Raw genomic sequence first — 17593 nt, 5'->3', positions numbered from 1 at the left:
CGTACAGATGGTGGTTATGGCTGTTCGTCGTTCGGATTAACGGGAGCAATTGGATAGAGTTTGCCATTCAAGGCGAATGATGCCGTTCCTCTTTCTTCAGAGACGACGAGCACAAGGGCATCGCTGCGCTCGCTCAATCCCGTTGCGGCACGATGCCGGGTTCCTACTTTCGTTCCGGCAGGGACGGAATGGGACAGGGGCAAAATATTGCCAGCCGACACGATTTCGTTCGCTCGGATGATGACGGCGCCGTCATGGAGGGGACTGCCTGAAATGAAGATGGACTCGAGCAGCGAATGGGTTAAGGTTGCACCAATAGGAGTGCCCGGCTGAATCAAATTTTCAAGCGAATCTTCTCGCTGCACGACAATCAACGCACCGAGCCTTCGCTGTGTCAAATGATTAATGCCTAATGTCAACTCGGCATATTTGTCAGTATACGGAGATAAATAACAATTCAAATAGAACGAAGCGGCTGTCGATTCGATCTGTATGATTTGTTTCCTTATATGCTCAAACATACCGAGCAAGCAGTTATTTTCACGATCGAGCACATCCAGACTGTGGCGGATATCGCCAAATACCTGCTCCAATTGTTGTCTCAAATTACGTTTCACTGCGGACATATTGCAATTTTCAGTCTGCATTACAATAGACTCCTTATCATGCCTTAGACTTCATGTAAATCTAATGTAGACTGCCAGTTACTTGTTTATACTGGAAACTTCATGAAAGGACTAATGCCAGCACCGACTGCACCTTGCAATAATGTCAGAGTCCCCGATAGAACTGTATGGTGAATCGATGTTTGGATTAAAAATGCTATATAGGTTGATCTACATTGTTTTTCCGCAGTCAAAGTAAGTTCCATTGGAAAATTTACAGTAGAATGTATGGATGAGGCGGCTGTACGGCATTTTAACTGTATTTTGTACAGTGGATCGGGCTGTTTTCTGCGATTGCGGCGAAATGAGTGTCATAACATTGGACGATCTCCAATCAAACCTACCGACAAAGAGGTTTACGTGCTGTTCCATTGGACAGAATCCAATGTAGGATGAGACAAGGAGGACACGGCTCAGCTTTTATCGCTGCCTTTTCGCTTGTTAAGAGGAGCTGCGCTGGATGACTTTTAGTTCTAGCTTAAATCAAAGGACATCGTACTTTGTGTGAGCACGATGTCCTACCATTTTATCCGTCATTTCGTTTCGCAGGCGCTAATCCTACTCGTACCGCTTCGGCTACGAGCGAGGCATAATACTTGGCTCCGGACTTATTCAGGTGCACTCTGTCAGGTGCGAAATAGGAGTCTTTATCTTTGCTGGCCGCGTGCCAATCGACGAGTGTGGCATTAGGCAGTGCTTCAGCGACTTCTTTCAAAGCGGAGTTGACTTGACTCTCATATTCATCCGGCATACGGGTGTTTACTAATACGATTTGTCGGACACCCTCCAGCGAACTCAAGTAGGCAATCAATTCTTTCTTGTTGAATACCCCGTTCGTTCCCAACTCAACAATGAGATACTCGCCCAGTTTACCTTGTTCTTTGAGCTGCTGCAGCACGTCGGGAGCTTTGGACATTTGGCGGCCGATCTCCGCATCGACTTCGATATTCTGGAACTGCTGCTCCAAGTAGGGCGCGACATCGACCATAATAGAGTCACCGATGGCCGTCACCATGAGCTCTGCCTGGATACTTCCCGAGTCCGGCGGATCCGGCTGCTTGTTAACTACCGAATCGACATGAGGCTTGCGAGAAGGATCGGGGTTATTCTTTGTCTCAGCCTTACCACCCTCATGCTTGGAATGATCGGGAGCAGGCTTGTCGGGCTTATCTGGCTTACGGTGATCCCTCATAACAGAAGGGCTCTTCTCATGCGTCTCGTTGCTGGCCGAGATGACGGGAGTCTGATAACTCATGCCGAAGCAAAATACGATGAATACGCCCAAAATGCATACTGATGCAATCCAATGCTTTATCCGTACCTGATGCCACTGCCAACTCCGGTCGGCGATTTGTTGGCGGACCGACCCCAACTTGCCGCGACGAACCGGTTCTTCGATAAACCGCCATGATATTGCGGCAACGATGAAACTGAGGGCGATCTGTACAATGATCAGGCTCCAATCGGTTTCCCCTCTCCGATCAGCCGGACTGGTCAATACGATAACAGGATAATGCCATAGATAAATGCCGTATGATCGAACGCCAATCCACCGGAGCGGTCCCCAACTCAACAGCCGGCTCAAGCTGCTTGCCGGATGAGCGACCGCTGCGACCACCATGGTAGCAGCTATGGACAGGAGGACGAATCCGCCGCGATACAGCATATCGTCATATCGATTCATTAAGAAAAACATCTCGATGATGACAATGAGTCCGGACCAGCCGATAATTTCAATCATCACCCGCTCCGGGCGAGAAATTCCAATGCGCAATCTAGCGCTCGGCCACAGAATGGCGAGCGCTGATCCAAGCAACAAAGCGAATGCCCGGGTATCCGTTCCAAAATAGACTCGGCTAGGATCGGTTCCAGGCTCATACATAATCGCCATAGCCATAAATGAAATCGCTGCAACGGCGAGTATTGCTGCAAACAGCTGTCCGCGCTTCGGAGCATAACGGAAAGCAATAGCTAACAGCAGCGGCCATATCAGGTAAAACTGTCCTTCCACTGCAAGAGACCACATATGTATAAAAGGGGATTGAGGCCCAAAATGATCAAAGTACGAAACCTGATGAAAGATAAGCCACCAATTGCTGGAATACAACAATGTTGCCAGCACATCCCCTTTTACCGTAGGGAGCAGGGACTTATCCATAATTGTAATCCACGCCACGACGGCTACAAGCATGACGAGCATGGCGGGAAGGAGCCGGCGTGAACGGCGAATCCAGAAGTCTTTGAGATGAATTCGATGATTTCGTGTCCGTGCGGCAATGATAATGTCCGTAACGAGATAGCCAGACAATACGAAAAACACGCCGACTCCCAGAAATCCTCCAGGCAGCCAACTCGGGTCAAGGTGATAAATGATGACCGCGAGCACCGCCAATGCGCGGAGTCCATCCAACCCTGTCATATAGCGTCCTTGTTCCTTACTCCGGCCATTCATATTTCATATCTCCTTCATAGTCTGAAACCGAAACCGTATGTATGAAATGGAATGCTCTGTCATTCCACTGATAAATGCTATGTATAACCCGATCACCAATCCACATGCGATCCATTCATTTCTCTATCCTTTCTATATTCAATTGGTGCGTCCGCATGAATGAAGGCATAAAAACCCCCGTTATCTGCTACATAAGAAAACGGGGGATTATCCTCAACAGCATATATACTTCATCAAGCGACTTGAATCCGATTCACTGCCCGCAGTCATCACGATATGTATTCCTGTCATAACTATAAATGACTATTGAACCGTTATCGTTACAAAGTCATCACAAAAACGCTTCAAAAGCGTAACACCTGTTATTGTTACGCATTAAAAATGCCTTGGTTGTTTTAGATATGAAACTTACCATATATTAACGCCGTAAAAAGATATGATTAGAGGTAGTTCAAAAAGTCCCTTTTTGATAACGGATAATGAACAAGTTTGGAGGAGAATTCATTGCACACTAAAATCGTTATTTTCGAAAAATCAGCCTCCGGGGAACTTCTTCCTATCGATGAACGGGAATGGAACGCAAATATGGTCCAATTGCTGGATCATGCTAATTATTTGCTCGTGAACGACATCGAATACGAGATGCTGGAAGGACGCCTGAACGTAAACACGGGGGAGTTTGAACTGCTTGTCGTTGCGGCACAGAAGCCATAAAGCGGATGAAGCAGGGGAGGAGGCAAGAACAGATGAATGAGGAGAAACGAACCGGTGAACAAGCTCCGGAAGAGAAACCTAGACATAAAGAGAAATCATTAAAGGTGTTAAGCACCTCGCTGGGCGTCGCCTTGGCGGCCAACTTGCTCTTAATCCCATCGGCATTGGGACAGGAAGCGGCTGCACCGGCCGATCAGGCCAAATTAGTAGAATGGTCTACGGAGGAAGTCAAGAAATATTTCGATGCGAATGTGGATTGGAACATTCCTCTGCCCCAAGAGAAGGAAGGGGAGCAGCAAGGAAGTGGCAGTGGAGGCGCTGTTGCCTCAGGTGGAGCTAGCAGCCAATCACCGACCGTCATCCATCACGGCGGCTTCGGATGGGACGATATGCTGCTGTACCATTTGATATTCAACAATGGAAGAGCCTATTCTTCTTCCGGTTGGTCGACGAGAGGCGGAGTCTACGATACGCGCACTAATGCGCCCTATAAGACCAAATCGTTTTCGGCTGATGCATTTCAGAATCGTCCCGTCGTGAATTCGGCGATTCGCCCGCACACGTCGAACGGATCGGGTTCGATAATTCGGCGTTCGTCCGTCGGCGGCACTAAATCGAATTCTTCCTCTCCTGGTGGTATCGGCGGCAAATCGAGCGGGTTCAGTTCTTCGAACAGCTCGAAGGGAGGAGGCTTCGGCGGATAATGGGATTCGAAGTAATCGGGACGCCTCATGCCGATAGGGCTTCACGTGTCGATCAGCTTGCAGCGCTTGGATTCGGTTGGGCCGATTGGCAGGAGGAACGGTATTGGATAGACCAGATTGTCACCATGAATAGGCACACGTATCAGGAGCTTTTTTCCGTATCGGCAAAGCTGTGGAGCATTTTTGACAAAGCAGCCCGCTTCGTTATCGGACGGAGGGATCTGTACGACCTGTTGTCCATTCCGGAAGTGCTGTGGGATGGATTGGACACGCTGACGCTGGACGAGTTCGGCAAGCTGAGCAAGTATGCCCGTTTTGACTTTGCCATATCGGATAACGGGGCCATCAAGCTGTTGGAATTAAACGCGGATACGCCAACCGGATATGTGGAAGCAGCAGTGGCAACGCCGTGGATGTGCGACCAACTCGGCGCATGGACACCGAACTCGGCCATGGCCGACCGGGTGAAGGAAGCTTGGGCTGTGGATCGGCCGGACTATGCCGCTTGCGTGGGCTATGGGGAGCATGCTGAAGATTCAGGAACGATCGATATGCTCGTACAACATTCCGGGCTTCCGGTTCGCTGCGTAGATTGTCTGGAGCTGTGGATCGACGATGGCGTGGTAAAGGATGCCACACAGCAGGCGATTCACAGTCTCTTCGCGCTGTACCCGAAAGAGTGGATGGCGATCGATGATGGGGGAGAAGCGTTATCTTATGCCATTGAAACGGGCAATGTGCGGCTCTTTAATTCACTGCATGCGGTCATCTTGCAGTCGAAGGGGCTGCAAGCCGTCATCTGGGCGGTACATGAACTAGGGTCCGAGCTGTATACACCGGAAGAGCACGCCGTTATTGAACAGTATATGCTTCCAACCTACAACAAAGCCGTGTTCGACGGAAGCTACGTATCCAAATCGATGTTCGGGCGTGAAGGCGGATCCGTATGTCTGTTTGATTCGCACGGCAACATGGAAACCAAAGATGAAGAGGGCTTTGACACAAGCTGTTTCTTCAGCAGGGTGTTCCAGAAGCGGGCAGAACTGGCAACCGTACGGCTGCACAACGGAGATTATCACCTGCTGACCGGTGTATTCGTCATTAATGGAGAGCCGTGCGGCATCCTCGGACGCGCCGGGGGGCTTATTACAGGCAATAGCAGTCATTTCGTAGCGATTGGAGTGAGGTGATAGTCATGAACCAAGACTGGAACCGTCAGAGACGGGATTCGAACCGTCACCGCAAGGGCCATTCAAGCCTAGATAACCAGCGCACGCTTAAAATAATTATAGCGTTTGTCGTTATCATTTTTTTCATAGTAATAGCCAGTCAACTGTTCAATTCTGGAGCGGACGATGCCGGATATACAAGCGCAACCGCGACCAATACAGTCCCATGGGACTACAAAATTGATAGCGCCACGGTCGGCGACATCATCGGCGGGGATATGACGCTGCTGCCGGATAACGAGCTGCTGCCGAATGACAACAACTATGCGACAGGAGACAAGATTTGGACGCTGCAATATATGACCGCTGAAATGATCGCGGGCAACGAAGGACGCAATGACGTCCGATTATCGTCCTGGGAACCGATCAAGTCGTATCCATCCAAGCAGGACGCGGAGAAAGATTTGCAAAGCTTAAAGGTAAATTTAAGCGCCGATGTCGAGTTGCTCGGTGTATATAAAACGGAGTATCAAGGCAAGTTCCGTCAGTTCGCCGTCATGACATTGCCTTCGGGGCATACCGTCAAACAGCCGATCGACGAGGCTCGTTACTTACAGTTGAAAGATAAGAAAAAGGTGAAGGCTGTGTTGGAAGAAGTGCATGACTTTGTTGATTATGATTTGGCGATGGCCAAATTCAGGGGGTGGGCAGATTGATCGCCATCAATATTATGATTAGTATTATCGTTATCATTGTGCTGCAGTTTGTTGGGATGTACATTTTCAGCTTGCTGACGCCGTATAACGATTTCGATGAATTGAAGCAAGGAAACGTCGCTGTCGGGCTTGCGATGGGCGGCAAATTTTTGTCGACGGCAATTGTACTTGGAATCTCGGCTTACACCAATACATCGATCTGGCATATGGCTCTCTGGTTCGCAGTCGGTTATGTATGCTTGATGATGACCTATTTGCTGTTCGATTGGGTTACGCCAAGGATGAAACTGTCCGAGCAGCTGCAAGAAGGCAACGTTGCCGTAGGCGTACTGCTCTGCTTCTTGTATATCGGTATGAGCTTCGCGATTAGCAGCTTAATCATATAATCGTCAGTTCGAGAGAAGCGATAAACGAATACCAATTTGTAAACCAATCGAGCGCGATGACGCTTGATTGGTTTTTATTGTATAATATTTTTATTGATTGCCCAACGCTGATATTAGGGAAGGTAGAGAAGGGGGAATGGGAATGGAGCGACCTCCATCGAGGACAACCAAATTCAGGATGTTTTTTCTCAACAATAAATTTGTCCTGTTTTTGCTAATTTTGCTGCTTATCGGACTGAACATATTCGTTTTGACCAAGATTTCTTTTGTTTTTGCTCCATTGCTCATCCTAATCAAGACGGTGCTGCTTCCGGTGCTTTTGTCGGGGGTCTTGTATTATTTGCTCAATCCCATAGTCGATTATTTGGAAAAGAAAAAGGTAAAGCGCCCATTTTCTATCCTTATTCTCTATATATTGATTCTCGGAATCATTACGATTGTCGTGTTGGCCGTCATTCCGGTCATCCAGAGACAAGTATCCGACTTGATTGCCAACTTCCCTGTGTTCAGCGAGCAAATCCAGACGCTATTCACCGATTTAATCGGCAGTGACTTCATTAATCGGTTCCAGCAGACGATTGCCTTTGAATCATCGAAATTGATGAATACGATATCCGAACGTGCATCTACCCTCTTAAATAACACATGGTCAGGCATCGGCGGCTTTTTAGGGGCTGTGACAGAAACTGTCCTTACTCTTGCAACGGTGCCGTTCATATTATTCTATTTGCTGAAAGATGGAAAGCGGCTGCCACAGTACATTCTGTCATTCGTACCGACTACGCTGCGGAAGCAGACCGAACAAGTCATGACGGAGATGAATCATCAGATTAGCTCCTATATCCGCGGACAGATCGTCGTTAGCTTCTGTATTGGAATTCTGCTTTACATTGGCTATCTTATTATCGGTCTTGAGTATTCGCTCATTTTGGCCGTTATCGCAGCCTGCACGAGCATCGTTCCTTATTTGGGGCCTGCCATTGCTATCACGCCGGCGTTAATCGTAGCGCTTGTGACATCACCGGTTATGCTGCTCAAGATGATCGTCGTCTGGACGGTAGTCCAATTGATTGAAGGCAAGTTCATTTCGCCACAGATAATGGGTAAGTCATTGCAAATCCATCCGATCACGATTATATTTGTCATCCTGACAGCCGGTAACTTATTCGGAATTCTTGGCATCGTCTTGGCTGTTCCCGGTTATGCCGTGTTGAAGGTGGTAATCACTCATTTGTTCAATTGGTTTAAAGCTCGTTCACATCTGTATGAACCAGATGATATTTAGTCAAAGTGAGGTGCTTTATGTTGAAACATTCGCATTCCTGTTGGCGCACGCTATCATTCATTGCAGTCATCACGGTCGCATTCGCCCTCGGACTGCCCGTATCTACATTTGCAAGCGGGGGAGACGAAGCTGATATTCAAGACTGGCCCATCAATGAACATGCCGTACTTCATGTCGTGAGCGGAAGCGGGCAAGATTACAATGTCAACCTGCCTCCTTTTATCGATTACCGTCTCATGGACGGCGGGGCACAGCAAGGGAAGCGGCTAATCCTGTACGGAACGGGTCAATCGCATCAGGCACTGGACTTGACCAAGTTGACATTCACACCGTTCCCGAAATTCAGCCCTGGGGTGAAGACGGATAATTTCGATGAACTGGTGTCCGATCGGATGCATAAGCAGGAGACGTATGTTGTGAAGAACGGCCGCACGTTATACCGGCTGAATGTCAGCACCAAACAGTACGTCAAGCTGTTCGAGAGCAGCAAGCAAATATACGGCGTCTCCTCCTCGCCGGATGGCAAATATGCGGCATTGCTCATCACCACCGATAAGTATGAAGGACCAGGCGCTGACTTGCACGTGTTCTCGCGAGAAGGAAAGCTGCTGCGCTTACGGCAGAATGCTGCTTTTTTATCCCACAGCGATGGCATGTTCAGCATGTATCCGATGCGATTCTCCGACAAGGATACAATCGAGGTGCTGACCGAATATGCCGCACACACCGATCAAAATGCGGTACAGGGTACAATGGCATGGAAATGGCGTACGGGTGAGAGGGGGTTCACTCCAACTCCTTATGCTAATATTAAAGGCAATGTCATGACTGTCCCAAATGATGAAGCCAAGTTCAAAACGCTACCCATTCCGAAAAACCTCAGCGTTTCATTAACTTCTATGGAGAATGAACGGCCTCTCGTTCACTATTCACCGGATCGCAAGTCATTTGTGTATCAAGTGCATAATGATCAGTTATGGCTATATTCCTTCAAGACATCGAAATGGAAAAAGATCGGTCAAGGCACGTTCGTGAATTGGCTGAGCGACAGCAAGCTAATCTGGTTGGAACGGTATCAACCTTTTATCCGAGTGTAGTAACGACAACCGGGTATACGGCCTCCATTTACCTCATATTAGTGAAAGTAGCGGTCAATCAATATATCTAGTTGCATTTCAATTGGAGGCAAATTCACATTTGCACCTGCTTGCAAAATCGGAAGCATGAGCGTTGGGAGGAAGACAGCACCGAACACTTGCGTCATCATCATCATCAGCTTTTCTGCATCTTCTTCTCCCGTCAGTTCTTGCAGAATTGCTTGGACTTTGTGAAATCCCATTGTTTTTAGAAAGATTCCATACTCGTATTGAGATTCAAAGGTGACGGCTCCCTGAGTAATGATTCTTTTGACCAACTCGGGGTATTGCTGAATGGTGCTGACATATTGAAGCAGGAACATCTTTAATCTTTCCTTGGGTGACAACGTCAGATCGTCTAGTACTTCGAAGCTCTCTTGAAATGAAGTAAGCAAGACTTTTACGGCTTCGCTAATTAATTTTTGTTTCGATCCGAAATGGTAATTGACAAGCGCAATGTTAACATTGGCCAGAGAGGCAATCTTTCTGACCGTTACGGCTTCGAATCCTTCACTTTTGATTAATTCTAAGGTGACGTTCAAAATAATCTCTTTTGTCGATACGTCATTATCCAACGGTGGATTCATCTTATCCCTCCTCGTGCACATCTTCATATTCCTGAATTTAAACAACGTTTAAATCATTGTTTAACTGTATGTTATCATCATGACTTTTCTTCGTCAACCGCGCATAAAAACACGTCCGCAAGTCATGTTCCCGCAGATATGACGTTCCGGTTCGATTGCAGATGGATGTTTCCATGGTCGAAGGAGGAACTATCCATTAACTGGGTTAGTGAAAAAAGTATTGCAACTTACTTTGCACTCCCGTATAATATGATTATATTTGAATAAAAAAATAATGTTTTAATTGGAGGAGCCTGCCATTCTGGGCTCCTCTTTGTCTTTTTTACAATTGTTAATTATTTCAAGGAGTGTGAGACAGCTAATGGAATTCATTTTGTATCTTCTCTTAATCCTACTATTCACAAAGATAGCCGGTGATTTATCCGTTCGAATCGGGCAGCCGGCAGTCTTGGGTAAATTGTTAGTGGGCATACTGCTGGGTCCAGCCGTTCTAGGCTGGATTCATAATAGCAGCTTCATTCATGAGCTATCCGAGATTGGTGTGCTCCTGCTTATGTTTATCGCTGGCTTGGAGACTGATTTGGAACAGCTTCGAAAAAATTGGAAGTCTGCATTTGCTGTAGCCATCGGCGGAATCATCCTGCCATTCATCGGAGGCTACAGTGCAGCCATTGCATTCGGCTTTACCCCTAGCTATGCTTTATTTTTTGGAGTTCTCTTCTGTGCCACTTCTGTCAGCATTTCAGTCCAAGTGCTGAAAGAAATGAACCAATTGAACTCTCGGGAAGGGACGACCATCCTAGGTGCAGCAGTAGTCGATGATGTATTGGTCGTTATCTTGCTTGCCTTTATAATGAGTATTCTTGGACAAGGTTCGGATGTTTCGCTTGGACTGTTGATTGGCAAAAAAATATTGTTCTTTGTCGTCATCTTCTTGGCGAGCATGTTCCTCGTTCCGCGAGTGATGAAATGGTTAGCGCCGTTAAAGGTTACCGAGGCGGTCATTAGCGCCGCTTTAATTATTTGCTTCGGCTTCGCCTACTTTGCTGAATGGATGCAGATGGCCGGGATTATCGGCGCATTTGCTGCTGGTATCGCTGTATCGCAAACGACCTTCAAGCACGAGGTTGAGAAGAAGGTCGAGCCGATTGCGTACGCCGTCTTCGTTCCTGTCTTTTTTGTAAGCATCGGTCTGAATGTATCGTTCGAAGGGATCGGTGACCAACTTGGACTGCTGATTACGATTACCATCATGGCTATCATTACCAAGCTGGTGGGCGGATGGATTGGAGCGCGACTTACTGGATTTGACAATCAATCTGCTCTCGCCATTGGATCCGGAATGATTTCCAGGGGAGAAGTAGCGCTGATTATCGCTTCGACCGGATTACAATCTGGACTGCTGATGCCAGAGTATTTCACTTCCGTCGTCATTATGGTTATTATTACGACCTTGGTCACACCGCCATTGTTGAAAATCATGTTTAATAGAAAAGATAAAAACCAAATCAAGTCCAGTGAAAAAGCAGTGAACTTATAAAAAATGGGAGCCTACAGTTTCTAAGCTGTAGGCTTTACTATTTTTGAGGTTTTTTCTGGAACTTATCCCTTTTCGGACGATGGAATGTAGTGTATTTGTCGCAAACTGGTTGTATAATTGTGAAAGTGTTCACGTCAAAGGAGGAAACGTTGTGAAAAAGATAACGGTCCAGCAGCTCATTGACCGCTTTCAATTGGAAATATTATCGGATGATGCCGGTTCCGAACGTACGGTCTCAAAGACGCGCGTGCATCGTCCTGGACTGGAATTCGCCGGATATTACGATTTCTTCCCGCAGGAACGAATTCAAGTACTCGGAAAGAAGGAGATTACCTATCTTCATACTTTGACCGAAGAAGAACGTAACGAGCGAATCCATAATGTGGTTCGGTACCATCCGCCTTGCTTCATCGTTACCCGGAATCAGGAAGGGCTCACGTATTTAATTGAGCATTGCAACAGAGAGGGCATACCATTGCTCCGCACAACAGAAGACACTTCCAAATTCATTGGCGTCGTGGACTCGTACTTAACGAAAATGCTGGCGCCTGAAATCCAAGTGCATGGCGTGTGCGTCAACGTGGCAGGAATTGGGGTGCTTCTGCGAGGCAAGTCGGGGATAGGAAAGAGCGAGACGGCTTTGACGTTGATCCGGCGCGGACACCGTCTCGTCTCCGATGATGCGGTTGTGCTGAAGAAGATGAATGCCGAGACCTTAATCGGCACTCATGACGGCAAGACGAGAGAATTTCTCGCGCTGCGCAGCATTGGATTGATTAATGTGGCACGCATTTATGGTCGGAGCGCCTTTCAGGAAGAGACTCGAATCGTGCTGGACATCGAATTGGCGAAGTGGAAAGAGAATGAATTGAACAATGAACTGCAATTGGAGCCTGGTTATGTGGAGTATATGGGTGTGAAGGTGCCTACGATTCAAATCCAGCTGCAGCCAGGCCGCGATGTAGCCAGTCTGGTCGAAGCGGCAGCGAATAGCTGGTATTTGCAGCTGCAAGGCTATAGTGCCGCAGAAGATTTCATTCAACGATTGAATATGTAACCTATGAGCAAAATGATTAACGCGGATTCTATTTGTAACGGATGAGAATATGGGGCACGCAACCATCCTCTACTTGGGTCGCCCGCTGAATAATCGTTAATGACCTCCTAACAGTTATACGAGACCTAGTGCAGTACAATAACCTCAGGAGATGGTCCTGAGGTTATTGATAATGATTTTCTTTCATTTTTAACCTTGCATGATCACATATTGACCATGGTCTTGTTTACTGGATCCAACAACTCCGTTATTTTCTTGAACGTAATTTGTTCCTTGCTCATTTTCTCCATTTGTTCTTTCAGAACGGATGCCGTTATTTTCCCGGCATTGCCAACGTGTCCAATGGCAACACATACATCATGTTGATTGAGATGCTGCCGCATCAACATGAATTGCTTTTGGATCGCTGCCTTTGTATGAACATCATCCAGGAAAATATGATTTACAAAACAAGGAACTTTGACCTCACGAGCTACTTTTGCAACGATACTGCGATAATTGGTGTGACTATCCAAGAAAAAGAAACCGCGCTCCTTGCATGCTTGAAGTACATTCCTCATTACTCGCGGATCGACCGTAGCCTTAGAACCCATATGATTGTTCATCCCCACCGCATAAGGGACGTTGTCTATGGCGGCATGAACACGCGTGCGAATTTCAGTGTCGCTCAAATCGGTCGTGATTGCGCCCGGACCAAGCCAATGCTTCTTCCCTGATAACGCCTCCATCGGCATATGAACAATGACATCATGTCCGGCAGCGTGCGCCCGCTTGGCATCGTTGACCGTGTTCGGCATAAAGGGCATAACGGCAACGGTTACCTTAAACGGCAGTTCCATCACTTCTTTTGTGCCTCCTGTGTTATTGCCGAAGTCATCGATTACGACGGTCGCTGTTTTTCCGTGCACTTTCAGTTGCGATAAGGCTTGAGCAGGTTCAGGAGAATGCAGGAGCGATACCATGACGGATGCAAGGATTAACAACTTACACCATTTCATGTTTATATTCGTACGATTCATCATCCACACCCTATTTCATGATTCAGTACATATCGTGTGAACATTTATCGGAATTTAATCTGAAATTTTTTGACAGCATCATATATCCTGTGCTGGACATATTAAACAGGACGTTCATGTTCCTGCATCAATACATGTAAGCAGTGATTTGAAGTAAGGGAGAATGGAAGAGAAGATGTTCAGGCAAATGTACTCAATGATATTGGTTATTTGTTTCTGTAGCATGGCGATGTTGCCGCAGGCAGCCGCAGCACCTAAGGAGCTGGATGAAGAGCTTTCTGTCTTTATACGACAGCTTTTCTCGGAACGGGCCCATTATTTGATTCATCAAGACAAAGGCAAATTGAGCAGGTACTATTTGAGCTCTAGTGCATCGAGCCGGAACGCTATGCGGCATGAAACGGACAGATCCGAATATGTTCAAGCTTGGGCCGAACGCAGAGGAATCCAATTCGTAAACGCGAAAAGCCATGTGCGCATTATTCGAATAAGCAAACAAAAAGATAAAGCTTATATTTCGACCGTAGAATCCTTGAAGCTCGATTATGCATACATCCATAGTATGATGCCTGTTCAATCATTTGGTCTTGGGACCCGTCATGCTCTGACTATTACGAAGACAGACGGAAAGTGGCATGTGCTGCGTGAGTGGTATTTGGATCCGCTGGAGGAAAATCCGAAACTGATTCCAGATTCGGACGGTATGATCCTGAGTTCCAATCGTCATGTCGAGTCATCCGAGCTTGAGAAACAGTCGGCCTCGAATTCCAAGCGGAGATATAATCGCCATAAAGCTGTTGAATATGCGAACAAATATGCTGGTGCAGCTTGGGGCTCAGGCCATAAGCATCGTTATAACCCGAAATACCGGGATTATACCGGATTAGGCGGCGATTGCACCAACTTTGCATCCCAATGCATCGGGGATCGGCAGGAAGGCGGCGGCTTGCGGATGAGTGGAGGTTGGCGTCATATCAAATCCGGGGGTGGAAGCCGAACATGGGTTCAGACCGATGCTTTCAAGGATTTCCTTCTCCGCAGCGGTTATGGCACGCTCATCGCAAGAGGGAATTTTCAAGACATCGTTTCCGCAAACAAACGGCACCCGTCTGGCGCCATCGCGAAGCTGCGGCCTGGAGATCTGATTGCTTACATGCTCCGAGGCGACGTTGACCATTTTTCGATCGTCGTTGGCTTTGACATGAACGGATATCCGCTTGTGAATTCTCATACGGCGGATCGATATCGGGTTCCGTTTGATCTCGGTTGGGATAAACATACCACTTATTTACTGATTCATATTCGCGACTGAACTGACTTGCAGCACAGGGAACATAACACAATCATTCCGTTCATACAATGATGAGGACAAGACGGAATGGTCGGTGATTTCTATTGATGCTGCCAGCAATCGTAAAGCAGACGGCGCTCCGCACTGGAGCCATTTTTGCGGGAAAATGTATCGGTTTAGTCGGAAGAGTCACATTGACAAGGCTGCTCGGAGCAGAAGGAATCGGCCTATACCAGATTGCATATTCGTTCTACGGGATTGCACTGATGGTCATCACAGGCGGATTGCCCACTGCTCTAGCCTTGTTCACAGCTAAGCACCCAGCCAAGGGGTGGGGAGCTTTTCGGAACATGTCCGTACTCGTAGCCCTAATAGGAGCTGCTTCTGGATTTCTTGTATACTCGAATTCAGGCGTGATCGCCACAATGCTCGGGAACGACCAACTCGCGGCAGCGGTGCGTTGCCTGGCTCCGGCTCTTATCGCCGTTCCGCTGCTTCAGTTATTGCGAGGGTATATGCAAGGCACAGAGCGATACGGAGTGATCTCCGTCTCCGAGCTAGCGGAACAAGGCGTACGGGTCGCGCTGTTGATTACACTCGTCATTCTGTTCTCCTCCCATGGGATAGGAGCCGCGCTTGGAGCTGGCATTACAGGGACGGCGATCGGCGCGCTAGTTGCGTTCATCATCATAACGATATACGTTGCCGCATCGAAGCAGATTGCAACAACATCTGCACAGACATGGTCGTATGGCGGAGAGCTGAGTATCCTATTTCGTACCTCTTTGGCTATCGGATTCACAAGGATGCTTGTACCGGCGTCTGACTTTATCGACTCGATATTAATTCCGAGGCGGTTACAAGCAGCCGGGAATTCGGTCTCGGAAGCAACCGCGATGTATGGCGTCTTTATGGGGATGGCCATCGTCATAGCGTATGTGCCGACAATCGTCACGGCTGCGGTATCGCACACGATGACGATGAAGATTGCTGCAGACTTTCAGCAGGGACGAATGTATCAATACCATCGTAAAATCGAGAAAGTGTTGAAACTCGGTTGGACATGGGGTAGTTTGAGCGGGATGTTTTTATTTCTATATGCAAGTGAGCTATCGAATTTCATATTCGGTACGCCTGAGGCAACGGAACCGATACGTTTCTTATCAGCTATTCCACTCATCGTAGGACTTCGTGAGTTGACGACAAGCATGCTGTGGGCGCAAGAACGAAAAAGTACACCCTTGGTAGGACTGATCGGCGGCATCGGATTGTCTACCGTGCTTCTTTATTTCCTGTTGGCGCTTCCGGGATTCGGATATAAAGCGGCATCCATCGGCACCCTCACGTTAGAAACGGTGGCGGTACTGTGGAATTTGCGGGCGCTCCGCTCAAAAGATACTACCTTATTCCAGTTGAAATGGATAGGGTGGGATCTCGTATTATTTATCGTAATCATGCTGTTCGTCTTTCCTTTTGCTATGCAGCATATTCATTTGAGTCATGTAACGACGGTTGCATGCAGTATGCTCTTGTACTGTACATGCGCGGCATTCATCATCGGAATACGGATGAAACATCTTAAATAAGGACAACGCCGATGTCGTCGTATCTGCTTTCATGCATGACGTCGTAATCAAAAGGGGACATTTTGCACAACCTGTATAAGGAGTAATAGTTGGAATGAAAAGGATTAAAAGGTGCATACTTGGTTTTCTGCTCATAATGCTGACTACACAGTTCCTTTTATCGACGGTTGTTTCGGCACCGGCACCAAAACAACCGATATACACAGACTCGGTTGCCGTACTTATGTATCATCATGTTCATGAAACGGACCGCAGCTCAGGGACGATAAAGACAAGCCTATTTCGAGCACAGCTATCCTATTTAAAACAGCGTGGATATCACTTTATATCTCTGGAAGAGTTCCGTCAGTACATAAATGGGGGCAAAGTCCCTCCCAATGCGGTACTCGTCACATTCGACGACGGGTATGAAAGCTTTTATTGGAATGCTTTCCCGATACTGCAAGAGCTCCATGTTCCGGCTGTTAACTTTTACGTTACCCGACGTATGTTCTATTCTGGAGGTCTGCATGTTCCTCCCATGAAGAGAGATCAAATCAAGAACATGCTGAATACGGTCCCAAGAATCGATATCCAGTTCCATACCCATAATATGCATAAAAAAGTAAATGGAAGGGCCGTGCTAGCGTACCGGTTGCCGCTTCCGCACGGCAGAATGGAGAGCAGGGGCATGTATCGTAAACGGGTGTTGGATGATACATTAATCTGCAGGAAACAGCTGAAATCGCTTCAAGTGAGACCTGTCGACAGCTTCGCTTATCCATACGGAAAATATTCAAAGGATGCGAAATCCGCCATCTATGAGGCTGGGATCCGATATGCATTCACCATCCGGCCTGGAATTATGACACGGCATGCCAATCGCATGACGATCCCTAGAATTAATGCCGGAAATCCTTCAATCACTCCGCAAAAATTGCACGATTATATCGTCCGTTTAGCCAAATCTAACTCTGCGGTAAAGTGAGCCAAGCAATTGTGGCTTTACAGCAATGGGGACGCTCCGGGGTAGGATGAAGTATAACAACCTGAGCGTCAATTTAGGCATATTGCCGTGTCAGGATGTAGATTGACCTAATATAATATTTACGTATCATCATATGAAGGAGGGTTCATCAATGGGCGAATGCGTTAAAGGTGTAGGAGGCTTCGGTCCACTCTTTACTTCAACGGCAGTCATTCTGGTTCTCTTCATCCTTCTAGTTATTGTCTCTACAGGATTCTGTTAAGAACGATAATAAGATTAAATACATCATACCCTTCGTAATGGTTCAGGCACATTATTG

General features: G+C 47.3%; 17 protein-coding genes. 13 read left to right on the top strand and 4 right to left on the bottom strand.

Features of this window, described 5'->3' with window-relative positions; genetic code table 11:
* Positions 1-14 precede the first annotated feature (14 nt).
* Both cdaS and A372_RS0116970 read right to left on the bottom strand, forming a co-directional pair.
* Positions 15-647 carry a sporulation-specific diadenylate cyclase CdaS gene (gene cdaS / locus A372_RS0116975; protein WP_019422078.1) on the bottom strand — a complete coding sequence of 211 codons (633 nt, stop codon included), beginning with the start codon at positions 645-647 and terminating at the stop codon, positions 15-17.
* Between the two features lie 544 nt (positions 648-1191).
* Positions 1192-3117, bottom strand: a complete 1926-nt coding sequence (locus A372_RS0116970; RefSeq protein WP_019422077.1) for an acyltransferase family protein — start codon at positions 3115-3117, stop codon at positions 1192-1194.
* Positions 3118-3621: 504 nt separating this feature from the next.
* Here A372_RS0116970 and A372_RS0116960 point away from each other — a divergent pair.
* From A372_RS0116960 to A372_RS0116930, 7 genes are all read left to right on the top strand, one after another.
* Positions 3622-3831, top strand: a complete 210-nt coding sequence (locus A372_RS0116960; RefSeq protein WP_019422075.1) for a hypothetical protein — start codon at positions 3622-3624, stop codon at positions 3829-3831.
* Between the two features lie 32 nt (positions 3832-3863).
* The gene (locus A372_RS0116955; RefSeq protein ID WP_019422074.1) at positions 3864-4535 is read left to right on the top strand and encodes a hypothetical protein; all 672 of its coding nucleotides are present in this window, start codon (positions 3864-3866) and stop codon (positions 4533-4535) included.
* A complete protein-coding gene (locus A372_RS0116950; RefSeq protein ID WP_019422073.1) occupies positions 4535-5725 on the top strand; it encodes a glutathionylspermidine synthase family protein in 1191 nt (396 codons plus the stop codon). The genes A372_RS0116955 and A372_RS0116950 overlap by 1 nt, the downstream gene beginning before the upstream one ends.
* Positions 5726-5730: 5 nt before the next feature.
* Entirely contained in the window at positions 5731-6420 is a 690-nt protein-coding gene (locus tag A372_RS0116945) for a hypothetical protein (RefSeq protein WP_019422072.1), read from the top strand.
* Positions 6417-6806 (top strand): DUF350 domain-containing protein, encoded by a 390-nt coding sequence (locus tag A372_RS0116940; protein ID WP_019422071.1) that lies wholly within the window; start codon positions 6417-6419, stop codon positions 6804-6806. The genes A372_RS0116945 and A372_RS0116940 overlap by 4 nt, the downstream gene beginning before the upstream one ends.
* A gap of 142 nt (positions 6807-6948) precedes the next feature.
* A complete protein-coding gene (locus A372_RS0116935) occupies positions 6949-8091 on the top strand; it encodes an AI-2E family transporter (protein WP_019422070.1) in 1143 nt (380 codons plus the stop codon).
* Between the two features lie 17 nt (positions 8092-8108).
* A complete protein-coding gene (locus A372_RS0116930) occupies positions 8109-9188 on the top strand; it encodes a hypothetical protein (protein WP_019422069.1) in 1080 nt (359 codons plus the stop codon).
* A gap of 38 nt (positions 9189-9226) precedes the next feature.
* Here A372_RS0116930 and A372_RS0116925 read toward each other — a convergent pair whose 3' ends face one another.
* Entirely contained in the window at positions 9227-9814 is a 588-nt protein-coding gene (locus A372_RS0116925) for a TetR/AcrR family transcriptional regulator (RefSeq protein WP_019422068.1), read from the bottom strand.
* 361 nt (positions 9815-10175) lie between these two features.
* Here A372_RS0116925 and A372_RS0116920 point away from each other — a divergent pair, with 361 nt between their 5' ends.
* The gene (locus tag A372_RS0116920) at positions 10176-11354 is read left to right on the top strand and encodes a cation:proton antiporter (RefSeq protein ID WP_019422067.1); all 1179 of its coding nucleotides are present in this window, start codon (positions 10176-10178) and stop codon (positions 11352-11354) included.
* A gap of 151 nt (positions 11355-11505) precedes the next feature.
* Positions 11506-12411: an HPr(Ser) kinase/phosphatase gene (gene hprK / locus A372_RS0116915; protein ID WP_019422066.1), complete on the top strand. Its 906-nt coding sequence runs from the start codon at positions 11506-11508 to the stop codon at positions 12409-12411.
* A 203-nt stretch (positions 12412-12614) separates the two neighbouring features.
* On the opposite strand, the gene A372_RS34115 is transcribed toward hprK, so the two are convergent.
* Positions 12615-13409: a divergent polysaccharide deacetylase family protein gene (locus tag A372_RS34115; protein WP_237728548.1), complete on the bottom strand. Its 795-nt coding sequence runs from the start codon at positions 13407-13409 to the stop codon at positions 12615-12617.
* A gap of 196 nt (positions 13410-13605) precedes the next feature.
* Here A372_RS34115 and A372_RS0116905 point away from each other — a divergent pair, with 196 nt between their 5' ends.
* From A372_RS0116905 to A372_RS38645, 4 genes are all read left to right on the top strand, one after another.
* The gene (locus tag A372_RS0116905; RefSeq protein ID WP_026011121.1) at positions 13606-14742 is read left to right on the top strand and encodes an amidase domain-containing protein; all 1137 of its coding nucleotides are present in this window, start codon (positions 13606-13608) and stop codon (positions 14740-14742) included.
* Positions 14743-14828: 86 nt separating this feature from the next.
* On the top strand, positions 14829-16307 hold the full coding sequence (locus A372_RS0116900) for an oligosaccharide flippase family protein (protein WP_019422063.1): 1479 nt from the start codon (positions 14829-14831) through the stop codon (positions 16305-16307).
* Positions 16308-16401: 94 nt separating this feature from the next.
* A complete protein-coding gene (locus A372_RS0116895; RefSeq protein ID WP_019422062.1) occupies positions 16402-17274 on the top strand; it encodes a polysaccharide deacetylase family protein in 873 nt (290 codons plus the stop codon).
* A gap of 151 nt (positions 17275-17425) precedes the next feature.
* Entirely contained in the window at positions 17426-17536 is a 111-nt protein-coding gene (locus tag A372_RS38645) for a hypothetical protein (RefSeq protein ID WP_019422061.1), read from the top strand.
* The last annotated feature ends 57 nt before the right edge of the window (positions 17537-17593 follow it).

This window comes from Paenibacillus sp. OSY-SE, from assembly GCF_000283315.1.
Classification (GTDB): domain Bacteria; phylum Bacillota; class Bacilli; order Paenibacillales; family Paenibacillaceae; genus Paenibacillus_B; species Paenibacillus_B profundus.
This window is presented reverse-complemented; position numbering and strand designations above follow the sequence as displayed.

What these genes read in the sequence shown, in the direction of transcription:
- cdaS (WP_019422078.1), bottom strand. Translation starts at nt 647, where the DNA reads ATGCAGACTGAAAATTGCAATATGTCCGCAGTGAAACGTAATTTGAGA.
- A372_RS0116970 (WP_019422077.1), bottom strand. Translation starts at nt 3,117, where the DNA reads ATGAATGGCCGGAGTAAGGAACAAGGACGCTATATGACAGGGTTGGAT.
- A372_RS0116955 (WP_019422074.1), top strand. Translation starts at nt 3,864, where the DNA reads ATGAATGAGGAGAAACGAACCGGTGAACAAGCTCCGGAAGAGAAACCT.
- A372_RS0116950 (WP_019422073.1), top strand. Translation starts at nt 4,535, where the DNA reads ATGGGATTCGAAGTAATCGGGACGCCTCATGCCGATAGGGCTTCACGT.
- A372_RS0116945 (WP_019422072.1), top strand. Translation starts at nt 5,731, where the DNA reads ATGAACCAAGACTGGAACCGTCAGAGACGGGATTCGAACCGTCACCGC.
- A372_RS0116935 (WP_019422070.1), top strand. Translation starts at nt 6,949, where the DNA reads ATGGAGCGACCTCCATCGAGGACAACCAAATTCAGGATGTTTTTTCTC.
- A372_RS0116930 (WP_019422069.1), top strand. Translation starts at nt 8,109, where the DNA reads ATGTTGAAACATTCGCATTCCTGTTGGCGCACGCTATCATTCATTGCA.
- A372_RS0116925 (WP_019422068.1), bottom strand. Translation starts at nt 9,814, where the DNA reads ATGAATCCACCGTTGGATAATGACGTATCGACAAAAGAGATTATTTTG.
- A372_RS0116920 (WP_019422067.1), top strand. Translation starts at nt 10,176, where the DNA reads ATGGAATTCATTTTGTATCTTCTCTTAATCCTACTATTCACAAAGATA.
- A372_RS34115 (WP_237728548.1), bottom strand. Translation starts at nt 13,409, where the DNA reads ATGAAATGGTGTAAGTTGTTAATCCTTGCATCCGTCATGGTATCGCTC.
- A372_RS0116905 (WP_026011121.1), top strand. Translation starts at nt 13,606, where the DNA reads ATGTTCAGGCAAATGTACTCAATGATATTGGTTATTTGTTTCTGTAGC.
- A372_RS0116900 (WP_019422063.1), top strand. Translation starts at nt 14,829, where the DNA reads ATGCTGCCAGCAATCGTAAAGCAGACGGCGCTCCGCACTGGAGCCATT.
- A372_RS0116895 (WP_019422062.1), top strand. Translation starts at nt 16,402, where the DNA reads ATGAAAAGGATTAAAAGGTGCATACTTGGTTTTCTGCTCATAATGCTG.
- A372_RS38645 (WP_019422061.1), top strand. Translation starts at nt 17,426, where the DNA reads ATGGGCGAATGCGTTAAAGGTGTAGGAGGCTTCGGTCCACTCTTTACT.